This window comes from Sinorhizobium sp. B11 (genome assembly GCA_039725955.1).
Taxonomy (GTDB): Bacteria; Pseudomonadota; Alphaproteobacteria; order Rhizobiales; family Rhizobiaceae; genus Rhizobium.
On record CP091033.1, the window covers coordinates 468,580 to 494,302 of the forward strand.

The 25,723-nt window shown below is 60.1% G+C and carries 24 protein-coding genes and 1 pseudogene; 6 read left to right on the top strand and 19 right to left on the bottom strand.

Annotated features, from left to right (window positions below; all coding sequences use genetic code 11):
- Positions 1-3: 3 nt before the first annotated feature.
- From LVY75_02140 to pepT, 3 genes are all read left to right on the top strand, one after another.
- Complete coding sequence (locus LVY75_02140) at positions 4-834, top strand: carbohydrate ABC transporter permease (protein XAZ20786.1); 831 nt, start codon at positions 4-6, stop codon at positions 832-834.
- Positions 835-838: 4 nt separating this feature from the next.
- Positions 839-1,897, top strand: coding sequence for a sn-glycerol-3-phosphate ABC transporter ATP-binding protein UgpC (gene ugpC / locus LVY75_02145; GenBank protein XAZ20787.1), 1,059 nt, complete (start codon positions 839-841; stop codon positions 1,895-1,897).
- Positions 1,898-2,034: 137 nt separating this feature from the next.
- Positions 2,035-3,267: a peptidase T gene (gene pepT, locus LVY75_02150; GenBank protein XAZ20788.1), complete on the top strand. Its 1,233-nt coding sequence runs from the start codon at positions 2,035-2,037 to the stop codon at positions 3,265-3,267.
- 20 nt (positions 3,268-3,287) lie between these two features.
- On the opposite strand, the gene LVY75_02155 is transcribed toward pepT, so the two are convergent.
- The 5 genes from LVY75_02155 to LVY75_02175 form a co-directional block, all read right to left on the bottom strand.
- Positions 3,288-4,094 (bottom strand): cell wall hydrolase, encoded by an 807-nt coding sequence (locus tag LVY75_02155; GenBank protein XAZ20789.1) that lies wholly within the window; start codon positions 4,092-4,094, stop codon positions 3,288-3,290.
- A 159-nt stretch (positions 4,095-4,253) separates the two neighbouring features.
- The gene (locus LVY75_02160) at positions 4,254-5,294 is read right to left on the bottom strand and encodes a sulfate/molybdate ABC transporter ATP-binding protein (GenBank protein ID XAZ20790.1); all 1,041 of its coding nucleotides are present in this window, start codon (positions 5,292-5,294) and stop codon (positions 4,254-4,256) included.
- Between the two features lie 10 nt (positions 5,295-5,304).
- Complete coding sequence (gene cysW, locus LVY75_02165) at positions 5,305-6,192, bottom strand: sulfate ABC transporter permease subunit CysW (GenBank protein ID XAZ20791.1); 888 nt, start codon at positions 6,190-6,192, stop codon at positions 5,305-5,307.
- Complete coding sequence (cysT, locus tag LVY75_02170; protein ID XAZ20792.1) at positions 6,182-7,039, bottom strand: sulfate ABC transporter permease subunit CysT; 858 nt, start codon at positions 7,037-7,039, stop codon at positions 6,182-6,184. The genes cysW and cysT overlap by 11 nt, the downstream gene beginning before the upstream one ends.
- A gap of 8 nt (positions 7,040-7,047) precedes the next feature.
- A complete protein-coding gene (locus tag LVY75_02175; GenBank protein XAZ20793.1) occupies positions 7,048-8,073 on the bottom strand; it encodes a sulfate ABC transporter substrate-binding protein in 1,026 nt (341 codons plus the stop codon).
- A 356-nt stretch (positions 8,074-8,429) separates the two neighbouring features.
- Between LVY75_02175 and LVY75_02180 the strand changes: the two genes are divergently transcribed.
- Positions 8,430-9,443: a porin gene (locus LVY75_02180; GenBank protein ID XAZ20794.1), complete on the top strand. Its 1,014-nt coding sequence runs from the start codon at positions 8,430-8,432 to the stop codon at positions 9,441-9,443.
- A 90-nt stretch (positions 9,444-9,533) separates the two neighbouring features.
- Here LVY75_02180 and LVY75_02185 read toward each other — a convergent pair.
- The 9 genes and pseudogenes from LVY75_02185 to LVY75_02225 all read right to left on the bottom strand — a co-directional run bounded on the left by LVY75_02185 (position 9,534) and on the right by LVY75_02225 (position 19,205).
- Positions 9,534-9,990, bottom strand: a pseudogene (locus LVY75_02185) (PTS sugar transporter subunit IIA).
- Between the two features lie 29 nt (positions 9,991-10,019).
- Positions 10,020-10,712, bottom strand: a complete 693-nt coding sequence (locus tag LVY75_02190) for a response regulator transcription factor (GenBank protein ID XAZ20795.1) — start codon at positions 10,710-10,712, stop codon at positions 10,020-10,022.
- On the bottom strand, positions 10,709-13,420 hold the full coding sequence (locus tag LVY75_02195; protein XAZ20796.1) for a sensor histidine kinase KdpD: 2,712 nt from the start codon (positions 13,418-13,420) through the stop codon (positions 10,709-10,711). Before LVY75_02195 ends, LVY75_02190 begins: the two co-directional genes overlap by 4 nt.
- A 64-nt stretch (positions 13,421-13,484) precedes the next feature.
- The gene (gene kdpC / locus LVY75_02200; protein XAZ20797.1) at positions 13,485-14,054 is read right to left on the bottom strand and encodes a potassium-transporting ATPase subunit KdpC; all 570 of its coding nucleotides are present in this window, start codon (positions 14,052-14,054) and stop codon (positions 13,485-13,487) included.
- Between the two features lie 12 nt (positions 14,055-14,066).
- On the bottom strand, positions 14,067-16,127 hold the full coding sequence (gene kdpB / locus LVY75_02205) for a potassium-transporting ATPase subunit KdpB (GenBank protein XAZ20798.1): 2,061 nt from the start codon (positions 16,125-16,127) through the stop codon (positions 14,067-14,069).
- A gap of 210 nt (positions 16,128-16,337) precedes the next feature.
- Positions 16,338-18,041: a potassium-transporting ATPase subunit KdpA gene (kdpA, locus tag LVY75_02210; protein ID XAZ20799.1), complete on the bottom strand. Its 1,704-nt coding sequence runs from the start codon at positions 18,039-18,041 to the stop codon at positions 16,338-16,340.
- Between the two features lie 52 nt (positions 18,042-18,093).
- Complete coding sequence (locus LVY75_02215; GenBank protein ID XAZ20800.1) at positions 18,094-18,183, bottom strand: K(+)-transporting ATPase subunit F; 90 nt, start codon at positions 18,181-18,183, stop codon at positions 18,094-18,096.
- A gap of 383 nt (positions 18,184-18,566) precedes the next feature.
- Positions 18,567-18,929: a copper resistance protein CopC gene (locus tag LVY75_02220; GenBank protein ID XAZ20801.1), complete on the bottom strand. Its 363-nt coding sequence runs from the start codon at positions 18,927-18,929 to the stop codon at positions 18,567-18,569.
- Positions 18,930-19,004: 75 nt separating this feature from the next.
- Complete coding sequence (locus LVY75_02225) at positions 19,005-19,205, bottom strand: hypothetical protein (GenBank protein XAZ20802.1); 201 nt, start codon at positions 19,203-19,205, stop codon at positions 19,005-19,007.
- A gap of 240 nt (positions 19,206-19,445) precedes the next feature.
- Between LVY75_02225 and LVY75_02230 the strand changes: the two genes are divergently transcribed.
- On the top strand, positions 19,446-20,489 hold the full coding sequence (locus LVY75_02230; GenBank protein XAZ20803.1) for an NAD(P)-dependent alcohol dehydrogenase: 1,044 nt from the start codon (positions 19,446-19,448) through the stop codon (positions 20,487-20,489).
- Here the strand turns inward: LVY75_02230 and LVY75_02235 are convergent.
- The 4 genes from LVY75_02235 to LVY75_02250 form a co-directional block, all read right to left on the bottom strand.
- Positions 20,479-21,063 (bottom strand): VTT domain-containing protein, encoded by a 585-nt coding sequence (locus LVY75_02235; GenBank protein ID XAZ20804.1) that lies wholly within the window; start codon positions 21,061-21,063, stop codon positions 20,479-20,481. The genes LVY75_02230 and LVY75_02235 overlap by 11 nt on opposite strands.
- Before the next feature lie 28 nt (positions 21,064-21,091).
- Positions 21,092-22,453: an FAD-containing oxidoreductase gene (locus LVY75_02240; protein XAZ20805.1), complete on the bottom strand. Its 1,362-nt coding sequence runs from the start codon at positions 22,451-22,453 to the stop codon at positions 21,092-21,094.
- Positions 22,453-22,911: a DUF4126 family protein gene (locus LVY75_02245; protein XAZ20806.1), complete on the bottom strand. Its 459-nt coding sequence runs from the start codon at positions 22,909-22,911 to the stop codon at positions 22,453-22,455. Before LVY75_02245 ends, LVY75_02240 begins: the two co-directional genes overlap by 1 nt.
- A gap of 95 nt (positions 22,912-23,006) precedes the next feature.
- Positions 23,007-24,194, bottom strand: coding sequence for an acyl-CoA dehydrogenase (locus LVY75_02250; protein XAZ20807.1), 1,188 nt, complete (start codon positions 24,192-24,194; stop codon positions 23,007-23,009).
- Positions 24,195-24,362: 168 nt separating this feature from the next.
- Between LVY75_02250 and LVY75_02255 the strand changes: the two genes are divergently transcribed.
- Positions 24,363-24,701 carry a cupin domain-containing protein gene (locus tag LVY75_02255; protein XAZ20808.1) on the top strand — a complete coding sequence of 113 codons (339 nt, stop codon included), beginning with the start codon at positions 24,363-24,365 and terminating at the stop codon, positions 24,699-24,701.
- On the opposite strand, the gene LVY75_02260 is transcribed toward LVY75_02255, so the two are convergent.
- Positions 24,702-25,652: a LysR family transcriptional regulator gene (locus LVY75_02260; GenBank protein ID XAZ20809.1), complete on the bottom strand. Its 951-nt coding sequence runs from the start codon at positions 25,650-25,652 to the stop codon at positions 24,702-24,704. It lies immediately after the preceding gene.
- Between the last annotated feature and the right edge of the window lie 71 nt (positions 25,653-25,723).

The following is a 25,723-nucleotide window of genomic DNA, read 5'->3' on the forward strand; positions in this document are numbered from 1 at the left end:
GCCATGAGACGATCCATTCTCCCCATCATCGCGCACCGTCTGGCGATCCTCGTCTATGTCATCTTCGCGCTTTTCCCGCTCTTCTGGCTTTTGAAGGTCTCGGTAACGCCGAATGACCTGCTTTATACCGAAGGCGTCCGCATGTGGCCGTCGCGGACCACTTGGGAACACTATAGTTTCGTGCTGCAGCACAGCGCCTTCCCAACCTTCTTCAAGAACAGCGTTATCGTCTCGGCTTCGACGGCGATCACGGTGACGATCTGTGCCTCGCTGTCCGGCTACGCTTTGTCGCGCTTCACCTTCCGGGCGAAATACTGGATCGTGGCACTGATGCTGCTGACACAGATGTTCCCGCTCGTCATGCTGGTGGCGCCGATCTTCAAGATTCTGTCGCCCCTGCACCTGACGAACAGCCTGACCGGTCTCGTCATCGTCTACACCGCCTTCAATGTGCCCTTTGCGACCTTCCTGATGCAGTCCTTCTTCGATGGCATTCCGAAGGACCTCGAAGAGGCGGCGATGATCGATGGGGCCACCCAGTTCATGGCCTTCCGTCAGATCATCCTGCCGCTGACGCTGCCCGGCATTGCGGCAACTCTCGGCTTCGTCTTCACGGCGGCGTGGAGCGAGCTGCTCTTTGCATTGATGCTGATCAACGGCAATGACGCGGCGACCTTCCCGGTTGGCCTTCTTACCTTCGTTTCGAAATTCTCCGTGGATTTCGGGCAGATGATGGCGGCAGGCGTCATGGCGCTTATCCCGGCCGGCCTCTTCTTCCTGCTCATCCAGCGTTATCTCGTCCAGGGCCTGACGGCCGGCGCGGTCAAGGGTTAGTCACATGGCATCGATCGACATCAAGAATATCAAGAAATCCTACGGCCATTTCCCGGTGCTGCATGGCGTCGATCTGGAAATCAAGGATGGGGAATTCGTCGTCCTCGTCGGCCCGTCCGGCTGCGGCAAGTCAACACTGCTGCGCATGATCGCCGGCCTCGAAGAGGTGACTGATGGTGAAATCCGCATTGCCGGCAATCGTGTCAACGAGCTGCACCCAAAAGACCGCGACATCGCCATGGTGTTCCAGTCCTACGCGCTCTATCCGCACATGAATGTTGCCGGCAATATGAGCTATAGCCTGAAGCTCAGGAAGACGGCGAAGGAGAAGATCGCGAGTGCCGTTGCCGGTGCGGCTTCCAAGCTCGGCCTCGACCCGCTGCTCGAACGGCGCCCGAAGGCGCTCTCCGGCGGCCAGCGCCAGCGTGTCGCCATGGGCCGCGCCATCGTGCGCCAGCCGAAGGCTTTTCTCTTCGACGAGCCGCTGTCGAACCTCGATGCGCGCCTGCGCGAACAGATGCGCGCCGAAATCAAGAAATTGCATGGCGACCTCAAGGCAACCTCGATCTACGTGACTCACGACCAGATCGAGGCGATGACGCTGGCGGACCGGATCGTCGCCATGCATGGTGGGGTCGTGCAGCAGGTCGGCAGCCCCTTGGAGCTTTACGACCGCCCCGCCAATCTCTTCGTCGCGGGCTTCATCGGTTCGCCGGGCATGAATTTCCTCGATGCGAGTTATGAGGCAGGCGGAGCGAAGCTGAAGGACGGCACGATCGTACCGCTCAACAAGTCCCTTGGCCTGCCGAACGGCGAAAAGGTGACCATCGGCATTCGGCCGGAACACGTCACCATGACGAATGACGGGTCCGGAATTAGCGCCGACGTCGAGCTCGTCGAGCCGACCGGCTTCGGCATCATCCTGCATCTTTCGCTGCACGGCCTGCCATTCAAGATCTTCACGCTTGATCGTGATGCGCTGAGTGCAGGACCGAAGGTCAATGTCACTTTCCCGGCCAAGCATCTGCATGTGTTCAACGGTGAGGGCAACCGGGTCGATTGAACCGAGGGAGGGCAATTGCCTGTCTTCAGGCAACGGAAGGAGCGGTGATGCGGCCTTGCCGGTAGCGGAAAAGAGCTTTCATCCCAGGCCCTTCGATGGCTATATGACCGGGTGATGATTATGCTGGACTGGATATTATGACAGACACTGTTCTCGACCGTTTTCTTCGCTATGTCGTCATCGACACGCAATCTGATCCCGCCTCGTCCGCGCAGCCGACCACCGAAAAACAGAAGGATCTCGGCCGGGTTCTTGTCGAGGAGCTCCTGGCGATCGGCCTTTCGGATGCACATCTCGATGAGTACGGCTATGTCTATGCGACTATTCCGGCCAATACGGACAAGAGCGTGCCAGTCATCTGCTTCTGCTCGCATATGGACACTGCGCCTGACTTCACCGGAAAGAACGTGAAGCCGCAGATGGTGAAGGGCTATGCCGGTGGGGATATTCAGCTTCCCGGTGATCCAAATCGGGTGATCCGTGTTTCAGAACATCCCGAGCTGAAAAACCAGATCGGCAACGATATCATCACGACCGATGGAACGACTTTGCTCGGCGCAGACGACAAGGCGGGCCTGGCGGAAATCATGGCTGCGGCTCAAGTCCTCGTCGACAATCCGGGGATCAAGCATGGCACGATCAAGATCCTCTTCACGCCGGATGAAGAGGTTGGTCGCGGCGTCAACAAGGTCGATCTGAAGAAGCTCGGCGCGGAATTTGCCTACACGATGGATGGCGAGACCGCCGGCCATATCGAGGATGAAACCTTTTCGGCAGATAGCGTCGATATTGTTATCGCCGGCGTGGCAATCCATCCGGGTTTTGCCAAGGATCGGATGGAAAATGCGATCAAGATCGCAGGCGCGATCATCGACCGGCTGCCGAAAGAGATCGCCCCGGAAACGACCGAGGGAAAGCAGGGCTTCATCCATCCGACAGGGGTGGCAGGCTCGATGGAAAAGGCTGCAATCAGCCTCATCATTCGCGATTTCACCGATGCGGGTCTGGCCGAAAAGGAGACCATGCTCGAAGCGATCGTCAAGGATGTGATGAAGGCTTACCCGGGGTCGACCTATCGTTTCGACGTGAAGGAACAGTATCGCAACATGAAGACGGTGCTCGACCGCCATCCCGAGATCGTCGCGAATGCCGTCGAAGCGGTTCGCCGGGCGGACATGACACCGGTGCGCGGCAGCATCCGCGGCGGCACTGACGGTTCGCGTCTTTCCTTCATGGGCCTGCCGTGCCCCAACATCTTCGCTGGCGGCCACGCCTTCCACTCGCCGCTCGAATGGATCAGCCGCCAGGATATGGAAAAGGCTGTCAGGACGATCGTGGAGCTTGCCAGGGTTTGGGAAGAGCGCGCCTAGCGCTCTTCATCCTTCTGAATTCAGGTGCCGTTCGCCGAAATGCTTGGACGCAGCATCACGCTGTCATAAGCGGGGCGGGGTGTTGGGATGGCGATGGGCGTACCGGGTTGGGGCTCGATCGCAGTCGCTGCTGCAGGCATCGGCAAAGGAGTGACGCTCGCCGTCGCTGCGGGGTCGGGAGACGGGATCGGGACGGGAACGTCCGACGGGATCAGTATCTCGAACTGCGGCGGCAGCATGCTCTCGCCCGGGACGTAGTTCATCGCGACTTCGTAGGAAGGCAGCGGTGGCGGCGTTTCGAGCGTGCCGTCTTCGTCACGCTTCTCGTAGAAGGCATTGCCGCCTGCGACCGTCACATAATGCATGTTGTTGTAGGGGAATTTCAACCCTGCCGTGTGGAAGAACATCGCGTCCTTCACGGCCGGATGGCGTTCGCCGCTCAGGATCGCGTCAGCCGCGGTCGTAAGCTCCGGCTCCGCCTGAGATTTGACCTCGCGAGTCATGACACCGGGCGCAAACTGCTTCTTCTGGGCGACGACGCCGCAGATGGAGCCGGCATAGGCGCCGGAAGTGAGTCGGTTCATGACGACACTGCCGACGGCCATATAGCCATCCTCATCCGAATGCTGCGATTCGAAGTACATCGCGCGCTTCAGGCAGTCGCGATCCTTGGTGGTGTAATTGAAAGTGACTTTTGCCGATTGAGCCTGTTTTGTTTTGGCTTTTGCCGGCGCTGCCGGTTTCGGTGTTGTCGTGCAGCTCGCAGCCGCAAGTCCTACGAATAAAATCCCAACCAGGGATTTTCCAAAGGAAATCTCCGCCCTCAACGCTAGGTGCCTCCTATTGGAATTAGTCCAGCCCTTTTCGATCTTAGCGAAAACGTTTTACCCGGCATGTGACAAAAATACAAACAACCGCAGATAACAAAAATAACAAAGGGTTCCCGCCAAAATACGATTCTGGCGGGAGCCGGTATTGCAACGGTGTCAGCTTCGGAAAAGCTTCCAGCGCGTGGGCTTGAAGGCGACGCGTGACCGGTCGAGCCTGTCGGCCTCGCTCGGCGGAAGCTCGATCTCGATATGCGGGCGGTCCTTGCCGATGTCGAGTTCGATATGGCGGGTACCGGCGACGCGCCGACTTGCAACCGGTTGGCCGGCAATACAGTTTTCGGCCGATTCGCAGAGCCGGACATCGTGCGGGCGGAAATAGAGCTGCGCAGCGCCATCAGCTTCACCATCGGCGTTGAGACCCAGCGAGCGCCCTTCGAAGCGGATATCGCCGCCGGCAACTTCCACCTGCAGGCAGTTCGACTGGCCGACGAAGCCGAAGACGAAGGGCGAATTGGGGCTGTCATAGACCTGGTCCGGCGTACCGACCTGTTCGATCGCACCCTGGCTCATGACGACGACTCGGTCGGCAAGCTCCATCGCTTCGTCCTGGTCGTGGGTGACGAAGACGGTGGTGTGGCCGGTGCGGTCATGGATTTCGCGCAGCCATTTGCGCAGGTCCTTGCGCACCTGCGCATCGAGCGCCCCGAAGGGTTCGTCAAGCAACAGAACGTTCGGTTCGACCGCCATGGCGCGGGCAAGAGCTACGCGCTGGCGCTGGCCGCCGGAAAGCTGTGCCGGGTAGCGCTTTTCAAGACCTGAAAGCTGTACGAGATCGAGCAGTTCCAGCGCCCGCTTGCGAATCTCTGCCTTCGGCGGACGGCGCGATGAATTGCGAACCTTCAGGCCGAAGGAGACGTTGTCGAGCACCGTCATATGGCGGAAAAGCGCATAGTGCTGGAACACGAAGCCGATATTGCGTTGCTGGACCGTCTTTCCCGACGCATCTTCGTCGCCGAAAAATATCAGGCCATCGGTCGGGCTTTCGAGGCCGGCGATGAGGCGTAGCAGCGTGGTCTTGCCGGAACCCGACGGGCCGAGCAGTGCGATCAGTTCTCCTGAGCGGATATCGAGCGAGACATCGTGCAGCGCCGGAAAACGATCGAATTCCTTGCGTAGGTTTTGGACGCGTACTTCCATTCTAATTCCTTCAGTGCCGCCGGCTGGCGGCGATTTCCGCGCTATAGCGCATTTCCAGCAGCGTCTTCAAAACAAGCGTGACGAGGGCAAGCAAGGCCAGAAGCGAAGCGACCGCAAAGGCTCCGGTGAAGTTATATTCGTTGTAGAGGATTTCCACCTGCAACGGCATCGTATTGGTTTGCCCGCGAATATGGCCTGACACGACCGAAACGGCACCGAATTCGCCCATGGCGCGGGCATTGCAGAGAAGGACGCCGTAGAGCAGGCCCCATTTGATGTTCGGCAAGGTGACGTGCCAGAAGGCCTGCCAGCCGCTCGCGCCGAGCGAAAGAGCTGCCTCCTCGTCCTGCGTTCCCTGTTCCTGCATGAGCGGGATAAGCTCGCGCGCAACGAAGGGGAAGGTGACGAACATGGTGGCAAGGATCAGCCCCGGCGCCGCAAACAGGATCTTGATGTCATTGGCGCTCAGCCACTGGCCGAGCCAGGTGTTGGCGCCGAAGAGCAGCACGAAGACGAGACCCGAGATAACAGGCGAGACCGAAAAGGGCAGATCGATCAGTGTCGTCAGGAACGCCTTGCCCTTGAATTCGAATTTGGCGATCGCCCAGGCAGCGGCGATGCCGAAGACGAGGTTGAGCGGCACGCTGACGCCGGCAACGATCAGCGTCAGGCGGATCGCCGAGAACGTTTCGGCATCCTGGAGTGCTGTGAAGAAAGCGCCGGCACCCTTGCGAAAAGCTTCGACGAAGACGGCTGCAAGCGGCAGGAACAGGATCAAGAGCAGAAAGACGAGCGCAATGACGACCAGCGTGATACGGGCGATCTTGCTCTCTGTGATAGCCGAATGAACCTTGTGCGGCTCTGCGGTTGAAACGGTTGAGGTAGCATTAGACGCCATAACCGTACCTCCGCCTGCTCCAGCTCTGGATGAGATTGATGACAAGCAGCATCGTGAAGGAGATGATCAGCATGACCGCCGCGATGCCGGTCGCTGCTGCATAGTTATATTCTTCGAGCTTGATGACGATCAGCAGTGGGGCGATTTCCGATTTGAACGGCAAGTTGCCGGCAATGAAGATGACCGAGCCGTATTCGCCGACCGCGCGGGCGAAGGCGAGGGCGAAACCCGTCAGGACCGCGGGCGCAAGGCCCGGCAGCAGCACGCGTGCGATTGTCTGGAATCGATTGGCGCCGAGCGTGGCGGCAGCCTCTTCCACTTCCTTGTCGATCTCTTCCATGACCGGCTGGACCGTCCGCACAATGAAGGGCAGGCCGACGAAGATGAGGGCGACGACAATGCCGGCCGGCGTGAAGGCGATCTTGATGCCGAGTGGCGTCAGGAACTGCCCGACCCAGCCGTTCGGAGCGTAGAGGGTGGTCAGCGCGATGCCGGCGACGGCCGTCGGCAGGGCAAAGGGCAGGTCTACCATGGCGTCGATAATGCGCTTTCCGGGAAACCGGTAGCGTACCAGCACCCAGGCAAGGATGACGCCGAAGACGACATTGAGGCAGGCGGCAATGAAGGCGCTGCCGAAGCTGATCCGCAGGGCGCTCAGCGTTCGCTGGTCGAATGCAATGCCGAAGAACTTCTCCCAGCCGAGTGCGCTCGACCGCCAGGCGAGGCCAGACAGCGGAATAAGGACGATGAGGGTAAGCCAGATCAAGGTAAGGCCGAGCGCCAGTCCGAAACCCGGAATGACGCTCGGCCGCTTGAACCGCCACCGTGTGGGGTTATGTGCGCTCATAAGACCTATTATTGGGCCGGCTTGTAGATCTGGTCAAATACGCCGCCATCGCCGAAGAATTTCGGCTGTGCATCCTTCCAGCCGCCGAAGTCGTCAATCGTGGCGAGCGTCAGCTTCGGGAAGCGGGCAATATCAGCCGCATCGGCTGCTTCCGGCTTGATCGGCCGGTAATAGTGCTTTGCCGCGATCTTCTGGCCTTCGTCCGAATAAAGGTAGTTCAGGTAAGCTTCCGCGACCTTGCGGGTGCCCTTCTTATCGACGTTGCCGTCAACGATTGCGACCGGCGGGTCGGCGCGGATCGAGAAGGTTGGGGTCACGATCTCGAACTGGTCGGGACCGAGTTCCTCAAGCGAGAGATAGGCTTCGTTTTCCCAGGCAAGCAGAACATCGCCGAGGCCGCGCTGGACGAATGTGGTCGTAGCGCCACGTGCGCCGCTGTCGAGAACCGGAACGTGCTGGAGGAGCTTGGTCACATAATCCTGCGCCTTGGCTTCGTCACCGCCGTTCGCCTGCTTTGCCCATGCCCAGGCGGCAAGGAAATTCCAGCGGGCGCCGCCGGAAGTCTTCGGGTTCGGCGTGATGACCTGCACATCGTCCTTGATCAGATCGCTCCAATCCTTGATGCCCTTCGGGTTGCCCTTGCGGACGAGGAAGACGATCGTCGATGTATAGGGGGTCGAATTGTTCGGGAATTTGGTCTTCCAGTCGGCCGGGATCTTGCCCGTGGCCTTTGCGATCGCGTTGATGTCGCCTTCGAGGGCGAGGGTTACCACGTCAGCATCAAGGCCGTCGATGACCGACCGCGCCTGTGCGCCGGAACCACCATGAGAGGCTTGGATCGTCACGGCTTCACCGGTGTCAGCCTTCCACTTCGCAGCAAAGGCGGCGTTGAAATCCTTATACAATTCGCGTGTCGGGTCATAGGACACGTTCAGAAGCGTCTGGTCGGCGAATGCCGGTGCGACACTGCCGATGGCAAAGCTACCTGCCATGACCGCGGCCGCGACGAGCCGGGTGAACCTTAAAGTCTGCATGGGAACCCTCCGTGGTTATACGCTAAACTCTATCAACTAGGTCGTATAATGAAACGAAGATTGTTCCGGTTCCGGGGACCAACCTTAGAAAGCCATCCCATTTTCAGTGCGAGATTGCGAATGGGACGTGCTGCCAAGTTGGCCGCGGCCAATTAAGGCACCGTGCCACAGTCGTGATTTTTCTGCCACAGTTCGAGCCGGAAAGTGACATTCGTGTGTCGATTTTTAGTCTTGTTTTGCAGCGGTGACGCTTTCGAGTGCCTACATGGCCTTCCGGTCGTTGGGATTCGGCGACCGATGGTGGGGGTGTCCTTGAAACACTGCTTGCCTCTTTCAAACCGTAAAAGGTCTTTCTGATGTCTATTAAAACTATCCTTCTTGGCTCTGTTGCCGCCCTTGCAGCGGTTTCCGGAGCACATGCAGCCGACGCTATCGTCGCCGCCGAGCCGGAGCCCGTAGAATATGTTCGCGTTTGCGACGCCTACGGGACTGGCTACTTCTACATCCCGGGCACCGAAACCTGCCTTCAGATCAGCGGTTACATCCGTACTGAAGTTCGTTTTGGCCAGAACGTCTCGGGTGATTCCGATGTGAACTTCTGGACTCGCGGTCAGGTTACCTTCCAGACCAAAAACGACACCGAGTACGGCACGCTCACGGGCGTTATCACGTTGCGTACCAACGCTGACAACGCCACCGATCAGGAAACCCTGCTCGATGAAGGCTATATCGACATTGCCGGCTTCCGCGCTGGTAAGCTGTACAGCTGGTGGGACGACGATCTGAGCGGCGAGACGGACACGCTCTCGAGCAACGAGACGACCCACAACTCGATCCGTTATCAGTACGAGACCGACAGCTTCGCAGCCGGTGTCTCGGTCGACGAACTTGAAGAAGACTATGTCGAGAAGCCGGGTGAAGGCCCGAACAACTTCGGCGTTGCAGCCCAGGTCTCGTTCAAGAGTGGCGCATTCAGCGGCTACCTGCTTGGTGGTTACGATACGGATAACGAAGAAGGCGCCATCCGCGCTATCGTTTATGCCGATATCGGTCCAGGCACTCTCGGCCTCGCTGGCATCTGGGCCAGTGGCGCCAACTACTACTACGAAGCGTCCGAATGGACGGTCGCAGCCGAGTACAAGATCAAGCTGACCGACAAGTGGGCCGTCACCCCGGCCTTCCAGTACTTCGACAAGATCGATATCGATGCTGACGGCGACTTCAGCGGCGGCAGCGCTTATACGACCGGCGTCACCATCGACTACCGGATTGCTGACAATCTGCGCAGCAAGCTCAGCGTCCAGTATCACGACGAAGAAGACGGCGACGACGAAACCTTCGGTTTCCTCCGTTTCCAGCGCGACTTCTAATAAAAAGGGGCCGGAGCGGCCCCTTGTCCTCGATTTGCCTTCCCCCCGCCATGGCGGGGAGAAGGTCGGAAGCGCGAAGCGAATTTCTCTTCAGACGCGTGAATCCGCGATGAAATCCGAATAGAATTCATCTGTGCTTTTCGCCTTGCGCATGGCCGCCAGGACGCCATCCGACTGAAGCCTGCGGGCGATGGCGGCGAGCACGTTCAGATATTCCCCACGATTGTTTTCCCCGAAGAGCAGCACGAAGGCGATGTCCGTCGCGATATCGTCGATCGCATCGAAGTCCAGCGGCTGGGCGAAGCGGATCAAGAGACCCGCGCGGGCTCGTCATGCCGTCGATGGCTGCATGAGGAACAGCGATGCCGTTGCCGATGCCGGTGGAGCCGAGCTTCTCCCGGGATTCGAGCGCTTTCAGCACGCTCTGGCCGTCAATGCCGAAGGCCTTGCCGGCTTTTTCGGAAATCGTCTGCAGCGCGCGCCACTTGGTGGTCACCGACAGGCCAATGAAGGTGTGCTCCGGCCGGATGATATTGGAGAGGTTCATTACATTCTCGATGCTGTTTTCGGCAGGTATCAGTCAGGCTCACGGAGCCGGTAGCCGACGCCGGTCTCTGTGGTGATATAGTGTGGCTGGTCAGGAATCTGCTCGACCTTTTGCCGCAGCTGGCGCACGTAGACGCGCAGATACTGCACGTCCGCGGCCGGACCCCATACCTGCTTCAGAAGAAATTGATGTGTCAGCACCTTGCCGGCGTGCTGGGCGAGCACGCGCAGGATGTCGTATTCCTTCGGCGACAGCTTGATTTCCCTGCCGTCGACCTTGACGATGCGCTTGACGAGATCGATTGACAGCCCGCCGGTCTGAAAGATCGCCTTTTCGCCCTGCTGCTGCAGCCGGTGGCGGAGCGCCACGCGGATACGGGCACCGAGTTCGTTGACGCCGAAGGGCTTCGTCACATAGTCGTCGGCACCACTTTCCAGCGCCTTGACGATGCCGGCCTCGTCGGTACGGCTCGAGAGAATGACGACAGGCATGGTGAGCCCGTCTTCGCGCCATTCCTGCAAAAGGTCGTGGCCTGATATGTCGGGAAGGCCAAGATCGAGCACGATGAGATCGGGCTGATCATCCTTGACGGACTGGCGGGCGGCACCGGCATTCGGGGCCTCCTGGACTTCGTAGCCTTGTGCGGTGAGGCCGACGCGCAGAAGCTTGCGGATTGGCGGCTCGTCATCGACGACGAGAATCTTGACGGCTGAACCGGTCATTTGAGTTCATCCAATTTTGGAATGTCGTTCGGTTTTGGAAGGCGGATGGTGAAGACGGCGCCGGACCTGTCTGTCCGGTTGCCGGCTGTGATCGTCCCACCCATCGCCTCGATGAAGCCGCGGCATATGGAGAGGCCGAGGCCGGTGCCGGCGCGCACCTGATCGCCCTTGCGCACGCGGTAGAACGTGTCGAAGACACGGTTGAGGTCTGCAGGAGGAATGCCCGGGCCTTGGTCGGAGACCTGTACGACGACATTATCGGCATCCGCCCAACCTTCGATGCGGATGACAGAGCCTTCGGGCGCGTATTTGGCGGCATTGTCGAGAAGGTTGAAGAGGACCTGCTCGAAGAGAACGGGATCGACGCGGACCATGGGCAGGTCGGCAGGGATTGTCATTTCCGTCCTGTGGTGATCGAGAATTTTTGCAGCCCGGCGCAACGCGCTGCCTGCGATATCTCCTGCATAGTGCAGCGCATAGTTCGGCTCCATGGCGCCGGACTCGATCTTCGTCATGTCGAGCAGATTGGCGATGAAGCGGTTGAGACGTTCGGATTCATCGACGACCGTCGACAGAAGATCTGTCCGGTCATCCGCTGACATGGAATCAAAGTAATCGCGCAGTGTGCCGGACGCGCCGAGGATCGCCGCAAGTGGCGTCTTGAGATCGTGGGAGATCGACGTCAGCAGAGCAGAGCGCAGGCGGTCCGCTTCGGCCGCAAGCTTGGCTCGATCGACGTCAGCAACGAGTTGCACGCGTTCGATGGCGAGTGCCGCCTGATCGGCAAGCGCATCGAGAAGCCGCTGCTGTTCCGGCGTCAGCAGCGGTCCGTCCCGGCGGTCACTGTCGAGGCCGATGACGCCAACGGCCGTTCGACCGGTACGCAATGGTACATAGAGGCGCTTGGCCCCGGGCAGGGTATCAGCGCCGCGACCGGCGGCGTGATTATGTTCCCAGGCCCAGCGGGCGGCGGCGATATCGGCATCGTCGAGCGTATCGTCAGGCGGATAGCCGGCCTTGACGGCAATGGAATTATCTTCCGGCAGGAGGAGAACGACGCGCACCTTGAGCATCGAGGCGATCTGGAAGGCCGTCGCCCAGAGGACGTCATCGAGCGTACCGGTGCCGGCAAGCTTCTTGGAAAAGAGATAGAGGTCTTCCGTCGTGCGCGCTCTTTGCCGGGCCGCGGCCGCCTGCCGCTGGACGGTTGCCGTCAGGTTGGAGGCGATGACGGCGACACCAAGGAAGAAGAAGAGCGCGAGCACGCTTTCCGGATCGCTGATCGTCAACGTATAGCGCGGCGGCAGGAAGAAGAAGTTGAAGGAGAGGGCACTGACGATGCAGGTATAGAGCGCCGGTCTGAGGCCATGGATGACGGCTGATGTCAGCACCGCCATCAGGAAGACGAGCGCCAGATTGCGAACGTCGAGCACCTGATCGAGCACCACGCCGGCAACAAGCGCAATGGCGACGTAGAGCGTTGAAAGTGCGTAAGCCCGGAAGTCCAGCGCAGCCGTGCTCGGCGCCGCCTTTACGCCACGCTGCGCGGTCGGATCTTTCTCGTTGCCGGAAATCACATGGACGCTGATATCGCCCGCGCACCGTATCAGCTCGTCGGTGATGGAGGGGTTCCACCACCATTCGCGCCATGTTGGCTTTTTCGGCGCGCCGATGACGATGTGGGTGACGTTATTCGCGGTGGCGTGACGCACCAGCCCCTCAGTCACCTCGCGTCCGGGAATGGTGATCGCTTCGCCGCCAAGCTGCTCGGCAAGCCGGAGCGTGGCGGCAATCGTATCACGCTGCGTTTCCGAGAGATTGATGGAGCGGTTGGTCTCGATATAGACGGCCGCCCAGGGGGCACGCAGACGCGCAGCCATGCGCGAGGCGTAGCGGACCAGAGAAGCAGAGCGTGGATGATCGTCGATCGACACCAGCACACGGTCGCCGGCAGCCCAGGGGCCGGAAATAGCATGCGCCTGCATATGGCTCAGCAACTGGTCATCGACGCGCTGGGCGGTCTTGCGCAGTGCGAGTTCGCGGAGCGCCGTCAGGTTGCCGGGCGTGAAATAATTGGTCAGCGCGCGCTCGGCGGTCTTTGCCACATAGACCTTGCCATCGTGAAGGCGTTTGATGAGGTCGTCGGGTGTCAGGTCGATGATCTCGATGTCGTCAGCCACGTCGATCACGGAGTCCGGCACTGTCTCGCGCACCCGGATGCGCGTGATCTGCGAAACGACGTCGTTCAGGCTCTCCACATGCTGGATGTTCAGCGTCGAATAGACATCGATGCCACGGTCGAGCAATTCCTTGACGTCGAGATAGCGCTTCGGATGGCGACTGCCCTCGGCATTGGTATGGGCAAGTTCGTCGACGAGAACAAGATCGGGCTTGCGCGCGAGAATGGCATCGAGATCCATCTCTTCGAGCGACTGGCCGCGATAGGCGATCTCCACACGCGGAATGATTTCGAAACCGGCGAGCAGCGCCTCGGTCTCTTTGCGGCCATGGGTTTCGACGACGCCGATCACGACGTCGAGGCCATCGGCGATCTTGGCGTGGCCGGAGACCAGCATTTCATAGGTCTTGCCGACGCCGGGTGCCGCGCCCAGGAAGATTTTCAGGCGTCCGCGCGACTCCGCCCGGGCCTTTTCGAGAAGCGCATCGGGCGAGGGCCTGCCGGCCTGGTCGCGGTTGTCGTCTGGCATGCGTTCGGTCTTTCTTCACGAGCAAGCCCCGGCGCGCATTGCAGCGTTCCGGGGCTCTCAACCTTCACTGAGTCATAGAAGCATCAAGGCTCTGGTTCAACGCCAGAACATTGACGGTCGGTTCGCCGAGCAGGCCGAGTTCGCGGCCCGTAACGGCTGCATCGACCAGCGCCTTGACCTTGGCTTCATCGATACCGCGGGCCTTGGCGACGCGCGGTACCTGGAAGTATGCGGCATCGGGCGAAATATGCGGGTCGAGGCCGCTACCCGAAGCGGTGACGAGGTCGACGGGAACATCGGCATTCGGGTTGCTCGCCTTGGCAGCCTCATAGTCACCCTTCACGCGGTCGATCAGCTTCTGGCTGGTCGGGCCGAGGTTGGAGCCCGAGGACGCCGCTGCATTGTAGCCATCGCCAGCAGCGGACGGACGGCCATGGAAATACTTGTCGCTGGTAAAGGCCTGGCCGATCAGCGTGGAGCCAATAACCTGCCCGTTCTTTTCAACGAGGCTCCCATTAGCCTGGTAGGGGAAGATGGCCTGTGCGGCACCTGTCATGGCTAGCGGGTAGAGGAGGCCGGTGATGGCCGTGGTGGCAACGATCATGACGATTGCCGGACGAAGTTCTCTAAGCATTGTTGTAACTCCTTAGGCGAGGCCGAGGGATGCGACGACCATGTCGATCGCCTTGATGCCGATGAAGGGGACGATGATGCCGCCGAGACCGTAGATCAGCAGGTTGCGGGAAAGCAGCGCACCGGCGCCGATCGGGCGGTAGCGCACACCCTTCAGGGACAGCGGGATCAGGGCGATGATGATGAGCGCATTGAAGATGATCGCCGACAGGATGGCGCTCTGCGGCGTGGCGAGACCCATGATATTGAGTACGCCGAGCTGCGGGTAGAAAGTCAGGAACATCGCCGGGATGATGGCGAAGTACTTGGCGATGTCGTTGGCGATCGAGAAAGTCGTCAGCGCGCCGCGGGTCATCAGGAGCTGCTTGCCGATTTCGACGATCTCGATGAGTTTTGTCGGGTCGCTGTCGAGATCGACCATGTTGCCGGCTTCGCGGGCTGCGACCGTGCCGGTGTTCATCGCCACACCAACGTCGGCCTGGGCCAGAGCAGGAGCGTCGTTCGTGCCGTCGCCGCACATGGCGACAAGTTTGCCCTTGGCCTGTTCTTCGCGGATCAGCTGCAGCTTGTTTTCAGGCGTTGCCTGGGCGAGGAAGTCGTCGACACCGGCTTCGGCAGCGATGGCGGCGGCCGTCATCGGGTTGTCACCCGTGATCATGACGGTGCGGATGCCCATGCGGCGCAGCTCATTGAAGCGCTCGCGGATGCCGCCCTTGACGATATCCTTGAGCTGGATAACGCCGAGCAGCTTGCCGTCGCGGGCAACGGCGAGCGGCGTGCCGCCGGCCTTGGCGATCTCGTCCGATATCGACTGCAGTTCACGCACGACTTCGGCTCCGTTCTTCGAGGAAGCATCGCCGTTGACGTAGTTGAGCACAGCATCGACGGCACCCTTGCGGATCGCCGAGCCTTCGAGATCGACACCGCTCATGCGGGTCTGGGCGGTGAAGGGTACGAATGTGGCCTTCAGGCTTGCCATGTCGCGGCCGCGGATCGCGTATTTTTCCTTAGCGAGCACGACAATGGAGCGGCCCTCGGGCGTCTCATCGGCGAGCGAGGCAAGCTGCGCCGCATCGGCGAGATCCTGTTCGGCGACACCGCGGACCGGCCGGAAGCTGGTGGCCTGGCGGTTGCCCAGGGTGATCGTGCCGGTCTTGTCGAGCAGCAGCGTGTCGACGTCACCGGCAGCTTCTACGGCGCGGCCGGACATGGCGAGCACGTTGAAGCGGACGAGACGATCCATGCCGGCAATACCGATCGCCGAAAGCAGGGCGCCGATCGTGGTCGGGATCAGCGTGACGAAGAGGGCAACGAGCACGATGATCGGGATCGAGCCGCCGGCATAGGCCGCAAAGCTCGGGATCGTCGCCGTGGCGAGAACGAAGATCAGCGTCATCCCGGCAAGCAGGATGTTGAGCGCGATTTCGTTCGGCGTCTTCTGACGTTCGGCGCCCTCGACGAGCGAGATCATGCGATCGAGGAACGTCGAACCTGCCGCCGCCGTGATGCGCACGCGGATCCAGTCGGAGAGCACCTGAGTGCCGCCAGTTACGGCCGAGCGGTCGCCGCCGGATTCACGGATGACAGGGGCGGATTCGCCGGTGATGGCTGCTTCATTGACGGAGGCAACACCCTCGACGACTTCGCCGTCGGAGGGAATGATATCGCCGGCTTCGACAAGAACGAGATCGCCGACCTTCAGGCTGGTGCCAGGTACCATGCGGTAGCCGGTGCCGTTGTTGGCGGTCAGGAGCTTCGCCTGGGTCTCGGTGCGCGCCTTGCGCAGCGAGTCTGCTTGCGCCTTGCCGCGGCCTTCGGCGACGGCTTCGGCGAAGTTGGCAAAGAGCACGGTGAACCAGAGCCAGAGGTTGATCTGGAAGGAGAAGGCGAGATTGCCGTTACCTGAAACGAGATCGCGCAGGAACAGGACTGTGGTCAGCGCCGAGACCGTGGCCACGACGAACATGACCGGGTTCTTGGAAAGGGTGCGCGGGTTGAGCTTGGTGAAAGCAGCGCCCACGGCCGGAATGAGGATGCGAGAATCGAGGATGCTCGCGGATTTTGCCTGGCTCATAAGAGACTCCAGCTTTGAAACGAGGATGGCGAACCGGATTGCCGGTCAGCCCTGTAAAATTCTGAGAACGCAGACGACGACGAGCAGGCCTGCCATCATCACTAGGATGATGTCGGAGGCGCGCGGCATCCGCTGGGCTCCACGCCCCGGCAGACCGGGACGTGGATGGAAGGCTTTTCGGAGCCTGTGACGGATAATCATCGGCAAACCTCAGAAGGTCTGGCCGGCGATCATGACCAGGTGCTCGACAACAGGGCCAAGGGCCAATGCCGGGAAGAAGGTAAGACCACCGACGATCAGGATCGTGCCGATGAGCAGGCCGACGAAGAGCGGTCCGTCAGTCGGGAAGGTACCAGCAGAGGCGGGAACCGTCTTCTTCGTCACCAGCGAGCCGGCAATGGCGAGCGCCGGGACGATGACGAGGAAACGGCCCATCAGCATGCCGAGACCAAGCGTGATGTTGTACCAGGGCGTATTGCCCGTCAGGCCGCCGAAAGCCGAGCCGTTGTTGGCCGCAGCCGACGTATAGGCATAGAGGATTTCGGAGAAGCCGTGCGGGCCGGCCGTGCCGACCGAGGCGACTGCCGAAGGCAGGACGCTGGCGATCGCGGTGAAAACCAGCATGGCGAGCGGCAGGCAAAGGATGGCAAGAACGGCCATCTTCATTTCCTTCGCCTCGATCTTCTTGCCGAGATATTCCGGCGTGCGGCCGACCATCAGGCCTGCCACGAAGACAGCGACGATGATGAAGAGAACGATGCCGTAGAAACCCGCACCAACGCCGCCGACGATGACTTCGCCGAGCTGCATGTTGATCAGCGGGATCAGGCCGCCGAGCGCGGTGAAGGAGCCATGCATGGCATTGACCGCACCGCAGGAGGCAGCCGTGGTAACGACCGCAAACAGCGAGGACATGGCGACGCCGAAGCGGACTTCCTTGCCTTCCATGTTGCCGCCAGCCAAGCCGAATGCGTGCATCAGCGGGTTGCCGGCAGCTTCAGCCCAGTAGGTGATGCCGACGCCGACGATGAAGAGGACGCCCATCGCCGTCAGGATCGCCCAGCCCTGGCGCTGGTTGCCGACCATGCGGCCGAAAACGTTGGTGAAGGCTGCGCCAATCGCAAAGATCGAGACCATCTGAATGAGGTTTGAGATTGCGTCCGGGTTCTCGAACGGATGGGCCGAGTTGGCGTTGAAGAAGCCGCCCCCATTCGTCCCGAGCATCTTGATGGCGAGCTGCGAGGCAACGGGGCCGAGGGCGATCGTCTGCTTGGCGCCTTCGAGCGTGGTCGCATCGACATAGGGACCAAGCGTCTGCGGTACGCCGAGCCAGACATAGGCGAGCGTCAGCACGATGCAGATCGGCAGCAGGATATAGAGTGTGGCTCTGACCATATCGACCCAGAAATTGCCGATCGCCTTGCCCGAGGCACGCGAGAAGGCGCGGATCAGGCCGATGGCGATGGCCATGCCGGTCGCAGCCGACACGAAGTTCTGAACCGTCAGGCCCATCATCTGCGTCAGGTACGACATGGTGCTTTCGCCGCCATAGTTCTGCCAGTTGGTATTGGAGACGAAACTGGTGGCGGTGTTGAAGGCGAGTTCCGGCCCGACCGCGGCCATGCCGGCCGGGTTATAGGGCAGTACGTTCTGGAACCGCATCAGGAGGTAGAGAACGATGACGCCCATAAGGTTGAACATCAGCATGGCGAAGGCATAGGAGGTCCAGTGCTGGTCTTCGCGCTCGCTGGTGCCGGCGACGGCGTAAAGCCCCCGTTCGATCGGAACGAGGACCGGTGAGAGGAATGTGCGCTCGCCGCTGAAGACACGCGTCATGTAACCGCCGAGCGGTTTGACGAGCACAAGGACGATCCCGCAGTAGAGCAGGATCTGAAGCCATCCGTTGAGGGTCATGGGAGGAAACTTTCAGTACCCGGCTGCTTCTGGATGAGAAGCGCCGGCGCTTTCAGAAACGTTCTGGGCGGATGAGAGCGTAGGTGAGGTAGACGGTGAGAAACACGGTCACGGCACCGCTCAAGATGTAATCGAGGGTCATCTGTTCTCTCCTGTCAAAGCCTGTCGCAGGCGCGTGTATAGGCAAAGCAAAGTCCGAAGAATACGATTGCAGTGCCGAGTAGAATTATATCCATCATCGATCTTGACTCCGGTTGTTATTCTTGGAGTCAGACAAGACAAAGGGCGCCGGCTCGCAAAGGCGGCACCTTTTATGCTTTCTGGCGTGGAGATGATCTTTGCGATCTCTCGGACATTAATATGCGACCGAAGGGCATAAAGGTTCGAGATTGGGCGAAGGGTATCTATATAAAAATCTTATAAATGCCTTTATGCGGTCGGAGGGGCCAGTGAGAACGCTTCAACAGACAAAAACGCCGTGTCCAATGACACGGCGCAATATCGGGTGGCGAAATATCGCAGCGTTCAGGGCTCAACCCTAAACTGGTAATGGCCTTCGGCGCTGTGGCCGTCCATCGAGAGTACGCGCCAGTTGAGTGTATAAACACCGGGCGCCATGGACGGATCGAGCGGAACCTTGAAGACCGAACCTTCCGGTCCTGAAAGAAACGGCTTGCCGGTCGGCAATGTCAGGCCCTGGGCATCGAGAAGGGTGGCGGTCGAACGAGCGAGATCGACAGGGCCAGTGAACGTGAGCTCCAGATTGGCCGGCACCAGCCTTTCTTCCTGCTGCGGTGGCGGAAGGGATGCTTCCTCGATCGCCGCCGACGCCTCGGTTGCGGCAAAGATAAGAGATGCGAACAGGCAGAATGACACAATCGATTTCATGACGGTCTTCCTTGTATTGCCGATCCGCATGGTGCCGGAAGCGTCATGCCCCCGCCACGCCATGCCGGCGCATGCCTAATAACGCTGCGGAGGCCGATTTCGATCCCGCGCCCGTGCAACAACCCTAACCGGCTGAAGCAATGCCTGCGGCTCGCGATCCTGATGGATTGCAGCAACAGCCTCATCCACCAGGATGCGCCAGAATTCGCGGAGCTGCCGCGTGATCTGAGAGTTGGAAACCAAGTTTCGGCCGACATTGTCGTTGTCGTGCTTCATCGCTTTTCTCCTTCCCACTTTGTCGTGGTCGTTGAAGATAAATGTAGTCCTCGCCGGGCTTCTCCGGAATCATACGGACGTCTAGGAAGAGCTTATCTTTCGGGTGATAATTACGTGAGCATTTCGTCACATGGCGAGCAAAAGCCTGACAGAGACGATTGAATTGCTAGGCCTTGCAGTCTTATAGTCACCGCAACGGCGCCCCATGAACCGCGGGAGCCATAGGGAAGGAAACCGATCATGACAAAAGTCCGTGCGCTGGTTCTGGAGCGCCAGCATGAGCTTGCGCTTCGCGATATCGATCTGCCTCTGGAGACAGGTCCGGGGCAGGTCAAGATCAAGATCCATACCGTTGGTGTCTGCGGCTCCGACGTGCATTATTATACGCACGGCAAAATCGGTCCATTTATCGTCAACGAGCCGATGGTGCTCGGCCACGAAGCGGCGGGCACGGTGGTCGAGGTCGGCTCCGGCGTTACTCATCTGAAGGTTGGCGATCGCGTTTGCATGGAGCCTGGCATTCCTGATCCCAATTCCAAGGCAAGCCGGCTTGGCATGTACAATGTCGATCCGGCCGTCACCTTCTGGGCGACGCCGCCGATCCACGGCGTGTTAACCCCCGAGGTCGTGCACCCGGCCAATTATACGTTCAAGCTGCCGGACAATGTCAGCTTCGCCGAAGGCGCAATGGTCGAGCCTTTCGCGGTCGGCATGCAGGCAGCCACCAAGGCGAAGATCGCACCCGGCGATACAGCCGTTGTCCTCGGTGCCGGCCCGATCGGCACCATGGTTGCGATCGCCGCTCTCGCTGGCGGTTGCTCCCGTGCGATCGTTGCTGATCTTGCCCAGCCGAAGCTCGATATAGCTGCGCAGTATCAAGGTGTCATTCCGGTCAACATTCGCGAAAAGAACCTTGCTGAGGAAGTCGGCCGGCTGACTGATGGCTGGGGTGCGGATGTCGTCTTCGAATGCTCAGGTTCACCGAAGGCCTGGGAGACGATCATGTCTCTGCCACGTCCGGGCGGCGCTATCGTCGTCGTCGGCCTGCCGGTCAATCCTGTCGGTTTCGACGTCTCGACGGCTTCGACGAAGGAAATTCGCATCGAGACGGTGTTCCGCTACGCGCATCAGTATGAGCGCTCGATCGCGCTTCTCGGATCGGGGCGTGTCGACCTGAAGCCGCTGATATCAGAGACGTTCACCTTCGAAGATTCGATCAAGGCCTTCGATCGTGCGGTCGAGGCACGTCCTGATGATGTCAAACTGCAGATCGTCATGGACTAGGACCCTTTACGGGTACTTGACCAAATTTCCTCTTGCGAAGCACCAGCGCCGCGCCCGCGATCAGGGCCGCGGCGCCAAGTGCTATCAGCAGATGATGATGCAGTGGCAGGCGGCCGAATATCTGGTGAATTCCGTGGCCGAAGGCATAACCAAGCGCGGTGAAGAGCTGTCCCCAGACGAGCGCCGCCAGGAGGTTGAGCACGAGAAACCTCTGCGTCGAGATGTGTGTCGTGCCAATGACGATCGGGCTGATCGTCCGCAATCCCACCAGAAAGCGGAACGCGAAGATGAAGCCGGTCGGATATTTTTCGAGAAGCCGCGTGACGCGTGCAAGCGCCGGTGTCTCCATCACGCGGCGAACGAAGTTCCATTGGGCGGCATAGCGGCCGGCAAAGAACCACATCTGATCTCCGGCGAATGATCCCGCCGAAGCTGCCATCGAGGCGGCCCAATAGGTTAGAAGCTCGCGATGCGCGATGACGCCGCCGAGAAAGGCAGCGGTTTCGCCCTCGAAGGCGGTGCCGAGAAAGATTGCCGGCAGGCCATAATTTTCGATCAGCAGTTCGATATTCAATGACCGGCCTCCGGCTGATTGCGATCCATCAGATCGCCTTCAAATCACCCAGAAGCGTCGGGATCAATTCCGAAACGGTGGGATGGATCGGTACCGACCACTGCAGTACCGGATAGGTCGTCCCGGCATTCATCGCATCGATGATGCCGTGAATAACCTCGTCGCCCTCGATCCCGAGGATCGCTGCACCCAGGATTTCCTTGCTCTCCGCATCCGCGACCACCTTCATGAAGCCCTTGGTTTCGCCGCGCTCATTGGCGCGGCCGACCTTGCTCATCGGGCGGGTCGACACCATGATCTTGCGGCCCGAGGCGCGTGCCTGCTTTTCCGTCATGCCGACGCGGCCAAGCGGCGGATCGATATAGAGGGCGTAGGCGAGAATGCGGCTCGACAGTTTCCTGTCGCCACCGTCCAGCAGATTAGCTGCGGCGATCTCGAAGTCATTGTAGGACGTATGGGTGAAGGCACCGTGGCCGTTGCAATCTCCGAGTGCCCATATACCTTCGACATTGGTTGCCAGCCGGTCATCGACGGTAATAAAGCCGTGCTTGTCAGTGGCCACGCCAGCGGCATCGAGACCGAGGTCGTCGGTATTCGGCGTCCGACCGGTCGCAACGAGCACATGGCTTGCCTCGATCGTTTCGTTGTCGACCGTGACCGTCGCGCCATTGGTGGTTCTGGCGAAGCTAATATCCTTGACGTCTGTATGGATCTTGATGCCCTCGGATCTGAGGATATCGGCGATCGCATCGGAAATATCCTCGTCCTCGCGGGAAGCGAGTTTCGGGCCGCGCTCGATCACCGTTACCTCGGCGCCGAAACGTCGGTACATCTGTGCAAATTCCAAGCCGATATAGCTTCCGCCGATAATGGCAAGATGCTTCGGCAGGCTGTCGAGATGGATGATACCGGTGCTTGTGAGATACTCGATATCGGCAATGCCCGGCATGTCGGGGACGACAGGGCGAGCACCAACATTGAGGAAGATCTTCGGCGCCGTCAGCGTCTCACCGTTGACGACGACTTCCTTCGGGCTCGTAAAGCGGGCGTGGCCGTAGATGACGGTCATGGTTTTCATGCCGCCGAACCAGCTGCTCAAACCGTTGCGGGCATTCATGATGATTGTTTCTGCTCGACCCCGCACGGTCTTCATGTCGATCGCGATTTCGCCCGGTATCCGCACACCGTATTCGGCGCCGTGCCGCGCCACGTAGGCGGCGCGCGCGCTTGCGACCAACGTCTTTGTTGGCATGCAGCCTGCGTTGACGCAGGTGCCGCCGAGGAACTTGCGTTCGATCAGCGCCACCTTCATACCCTTTTCCGCCATGCGGGCAGCGAGGAATGGGCCGGCCTGGCCGGCGCCGATGAAGATTGCGTCGAAGCTCTTCATCAGACTGCCCACGCGATAATAATGGCGCCGATGACGGCCACGGCATCCTCTATCAGGGCTGCCGGGCGATCCTGGCCGAAAGAGGCCGCGAGCTTGCTGCGCACCGCAGCCCCGCCAAGCGTGCCGATGACAGCGCCGATGACGCCGGCGAGAAGGCCTCCGAAGAGCAGGCTGCTGGCCGCGCCGATGACTGCGCCGGAAAGTGCGCCCATAACAATGCGTGCGCCGAACTGGACGGGCACCTTGCGCGAGGGGGTGGTCGGCAGCTGGTCAGTGATGAGCTCGACGACAGCCAGCACCGTGAAAATCCACGGTGTCCACTGGTAGCCCATGAAGGCGAGCGGTGTCTGGGAGACATCGAACCAGCCGAGCGCCGCGCCCCAGGCGACAGCGGCAGGTGCGGTCATGGCGCGAAGACCGGCAATGACGCCGATCAGAAGTGCGAGCAGCAGAAACATATGCAAATCCCCCTTGCGCCGTCGGCCTGTCTGCCGCGGCAAGGGAGGTTTGCACATTGTTATCCAGCTTGCAATTCGCCTCGTGCGCGGCTGAATCAGTTGGAGAAGGCTGCAATGCCTGTGATCGCGCGACCGAGAATAAGCGCATGAATGTCATGCGTTCCTTCATAGGTATTGACCACCTCGAGATTGACGAGGTGGCGGGCGACGCCGAATTCGTCGGAAATGCCGTTGCCGCCCAGCATGTCGCGGGCTGCTCGCGCAATCTCCAGCGCCTTGCCGCAGGAATTGCGCTTGAGGATCGATGTCAGTTCGACGGGTGGATGGCCCTCTTCCTTCATGCGGCCGAGACGTAGACATCCCTGGAGCCCGAGCGATATTTCGGTTGCCATATCGGCAAGCTTCTTTTGAATGAGCTGGTTGGCGGCGAGCGGCCGGCCGAATTGCTGGCGGTCCAGCGTATATTGCCGAGCCGTTGCATAGCAGGCTTCGGCCGCGCCCAGCGCACCCCAGGCAATGCCGAAGCGAGCGGAGTTGAGGCAGGTGAACGGTCCCTTGAGACCGCTGACATGGGGCAGCAGGTTCTCTTCCGGTACGAAGATATTGTCCATGACGACTTCGCCTGTGATCGAGGCGCGAAGTCCGACCTTGCCCTGAATCTTTGGAGCCGACAGGCCCTTCGAGCCTTTTTCCAGGATGAATCCGCGAATAAGTCCATCCTCGGTCTTTGCCCAGACGACAAAGACATCGGCAATCGGCGCGTTCGAGATCCAGGTCTTGGAGCCCGTCAGGCTATAACCGCCATCGACCTTCTTTGCCCGTGTCGCCATGGAGCCCGGATCAGAGCCGTGATTGGGCTCGGTCAGGCCAAAACAGCCGATCCATTCGCCGGTCGCAAGCTTCGGCAGATATTTCTTCTTCTGCTCTTCGGAACCAAAGGCGTCGATCGGCACCATGACAAGCGAGGACTGTACGCTCATCATCGAACGGTAACCGCTGTCGATCCGCTCTACTTCGCGGGCGATCAGGCCGTAGGCGACGTATCCGAGGCCAGCGCCGCCATATTCCTGATCGATCGTCGGGCCGAGAAGGCCGAGTTCACCCATCTCCCGGAATATTTCCGGATCGGTCTTTTCGTTGCGAAAGGCTTCGAGGACACGGGGGGCGAGCTTTTCCTGCGCGTAGGCATGGGCGGTGTCCTGCACCATGCGCTCCTCGTCGGTCAGCTGCTCCACGAGCCGAAACGGATCAGCCCAGTCGAAAACCTCGCGCGTATGCCGCATGTCCAGTCTCCTCACCTGTAATCACGCATGCCTGACTTAAGGTCGCATAGACCTGCCTGTTTGCGGCGTCAACAAGGCGACCATCCCGACAAAGATCAGGGCACATCTTTTCAAATGCCGGCTGGTGCGCCAGTTTGCGCGCAATGGATTCGGATGTGAGGAGCAGACATGTCATCGAGCGATCTCTTCGTATCGGCGGAAGGTGCCGAATGGGTAAACCCCGAACCGGGCGTGACTCGCCGTATCATGGCCTATCTGCCCGAGATGATGATGGTGGAGGTCGCTTTCGAGGCAGGCGCCGTGGGTGCGGCTCATTTCCACCCGCATATCCAGGCAAGCTATGTCGCCGAAGGTAGCTTCGAGGTGACGATCGATGGTCGCACCGAAGTCTTGAAACAGGGCGGCAGCTTCATTGTGCCACCCAATCTGGTCCATGGTGTCAAGGCATTGGAAAAGGGGCGCCTCATCGACACCTTTACTCCGCATCGCGCCGAATTCCTGAAGTAGTCACATTTCTGCCTTTGCCTTTCGAGCTGCGGCGGAGCCAATGTAGGGCGGTATGAAACAGGCGTCTTCGCTGCGCACGGCTTCGCGCAGGAAGTCGATGACGGCGCGCACGCGCGGCGCCTGCTTCAGATCCCGATGGCAGGTGATCCAGTAATGCCGCTTGAGATCGATCTCGTCAGGCAGCACGCGCACCAGTTCGGGATAACGGCAGGCAAAGAAATAGGGCAGGATGCCGAGGCCTAGACCGTTTCTCGTGGCCGTCAACTGCGCGAAGATGCTGGAACTCTGGAATTGCGGCTTGATGCGCGGATGCACGTCGCCGAGATAATCGAGCCCCGGTGCGAAGATCATTTCCTCGATATAGCTGATGAAGGGATGGTTCAGCAGGTCGTCACGCGTGTTGATGGGTGCTGCGCGGGCGAGATAGTCGCGCGAGGCGTAGACCTGCAGATGATAGTCCGTCAGCCTTTCCGCAAAGTAGGGGCCACCTTTGGGCTCGTCGAGGACGACCGAGATATCCGCCTCCTTACGGGAAAGCGACATGATCTGCTGGATGGTGACGAGTTCCAGTGCCAGATGCGGATGGCGGGCGGCAAATTGCGGCAGGACGGTCGCAAAGAAGAAATTCGCAAAACCTTCCGGTGCGCTGAGGCGCACGAGGCCGCGCTGGCTGAGCGAGCCATCGGCGAGATCGGCGCGCAGCCGTTCCGTTTCCTGTTCCATCTTCTCGGCGGTTTCTACAAAACGTGTGCCCATGGCAGTCAGCACGTAACCGCGCGGATTGCGCTCGAAGAGCTTGACCTTCAATGCGAATTCCAGCCGATCGATGCGTCGTGAGACGGTCGCATGGCTTGAGCGCAACTGCCGGGCCGCCGTCGAAAGCTGGCCGGTGCGGGCGACGGCTAGAAAAAACTGCAGATCGTCCCAAGTAAACTGCGAAGCATGGCTCATCGGCGTCGCCCATCCGTCTACGTCTTTGGTCTAATGCCGCCCGGCAACGAGAGCGCTGCGACTGTTGGCGG

Coding starts and splice junctions, on each gene's coding strand:
- kdpC (XAZ20797.1), bottom strand. CDS start 14,054: ATGCTTAGAGAACTTCGTCCGGCAATCGTCATGATCGTTGCCACCACG.
- LVY75_02195 (XAZ20796.1), bottom strand. CDS start 13,420: ATGCCAGACGACAACCGCGACCAGGCCGGCAGGCCCTCGCCCGATGCG.
- LVY75_02245 (XAZ20806.1), bottom strand. CDS start 22,911: ATGTTTCTGCTGCTCGCACTTCTGATCGGCGTCATTGCCGGTCTTCGC.
- LVY75_02225 (XAZ20802.1), bottom strand. CDS start 19,205: ATGAAGCACGACAACGACAATGTCGGCCGAAACTTGGTTTCCAACTCT.
- LVY75_02140 (XAZ20786.1), top strand. CDS start 4: ATGAGACGATCCATTCTCCCCATCATCGCGCACCGTCTGGCGATCCTC.
- LVY75_02240 (XAZ20805.1), bottom strand. CDS start 22,453: ATGAAGAGCTTCGACGCAATCTTCATCGGCGCCGGCCAGGCCGGCCCA.
- LVY75_02175 (XAZ20793.1), bottom strand. CDS start 8,073: ATGCAGACTTTAAGGTTCACCCGGCTCGTCGCGGCCGCGGTCATGGCA.
- LVY75_02160 (XAZ20790.1), bottom strand. CDS start 5,294: ATGGAAGTACGCGTCCAAAACCTACGCAAGGAATTCGATCGTTTTCCG.
- LVY75_02230 (XAZ20803.1), top strand. CDS start 19,446: ATGACAAAAGTCCGTGCGCTGGTTCTGGAGCGCCAGCATGAGCTTGCG.
- kdpA (XAZ20799.1), bottom strand. CDS start 18,041: ATGACCCTCAACGGATGGCTTCAGATCCTGCTCTACTGCGGGATCGTC.
- cysT (XAZ20792.1), bottom strand. CDS start 7,039: ATGAGCGCACATAACCCCACACGGTGGCGGTTCAAGCGGCCGAGCGTC.
- ugpC (XAZ20787.1), top strand. CDS start 839: ATGGCATCGATCGACATCAAGAATATCAAGAAATCCTACGGCCATTTC.
- cysW (XAZ20791.1), bottom strand. CDS start 6,192: ATGGCGTCTAATGCTACCTCAACCGTTTCAACCGCAGAGCCGCACAAG.
- LVY75_02255 (XAZ20808.1), top strand. CDS start 24,363: ATGTCATCGAGCGATCTCTTCGTATCGGCGGAAGGTGCCGAATGGGTA.
- LVY75_02220 (XAZ20801.1), bottom strand. CDS start 18,929: ATGAAATCGATTGTGTCATTCTGCCTGTTCGCATCTCTTATCTTTGCC.
- LVY75_02180 (XAZ20794.1), top strand. CDS start 8,430: ATGTCTATTAAAACTATCCTTCTTGGCTCTGTTGCCGCCCTTGCAGCG.
- LVY75_02190 (XAZ20795.1), bottom strand. CDS start 10,712: ATGACCGGTTCAGCCGTCAAGATTCTCGTCGTCGATGACGAGCCGCCA.
- pepT (XAZ20788.1), top strand. CDS start 2,035: ATGACAGACACTGTTCTCGACCGTTTTCTTCGCTATGTCGTCATCGAC.
- LVY75_02215 (XAZ20800.1), bottom strand. CDS start 18,183: ATGACCCTCGATTACATCTTGAGCGGTGCCGTGACCGTGTTTCTCACC.
- LVY75_02250 (XAZ20807.1), bottom strand. CDS start 24,194: ATGCGGCATACGCGCGAGGTTTTCGACTGGGCTGATCCGTTTCGGCTC.
- kdpB (XAZ20798.1), bottom strand. CDS start 16,127: ATGAGCCAGGCAAAATCCGCGAGCATCCTCGATTCTCGCATCCTCATT.
- LVY75_02260 (XAZ20809.1), bottom strand. CDS start 25,652: ATGAGCCATGCTTCGCAGTTTACTTGGGACGATCTGCAGTTTTTTCTA.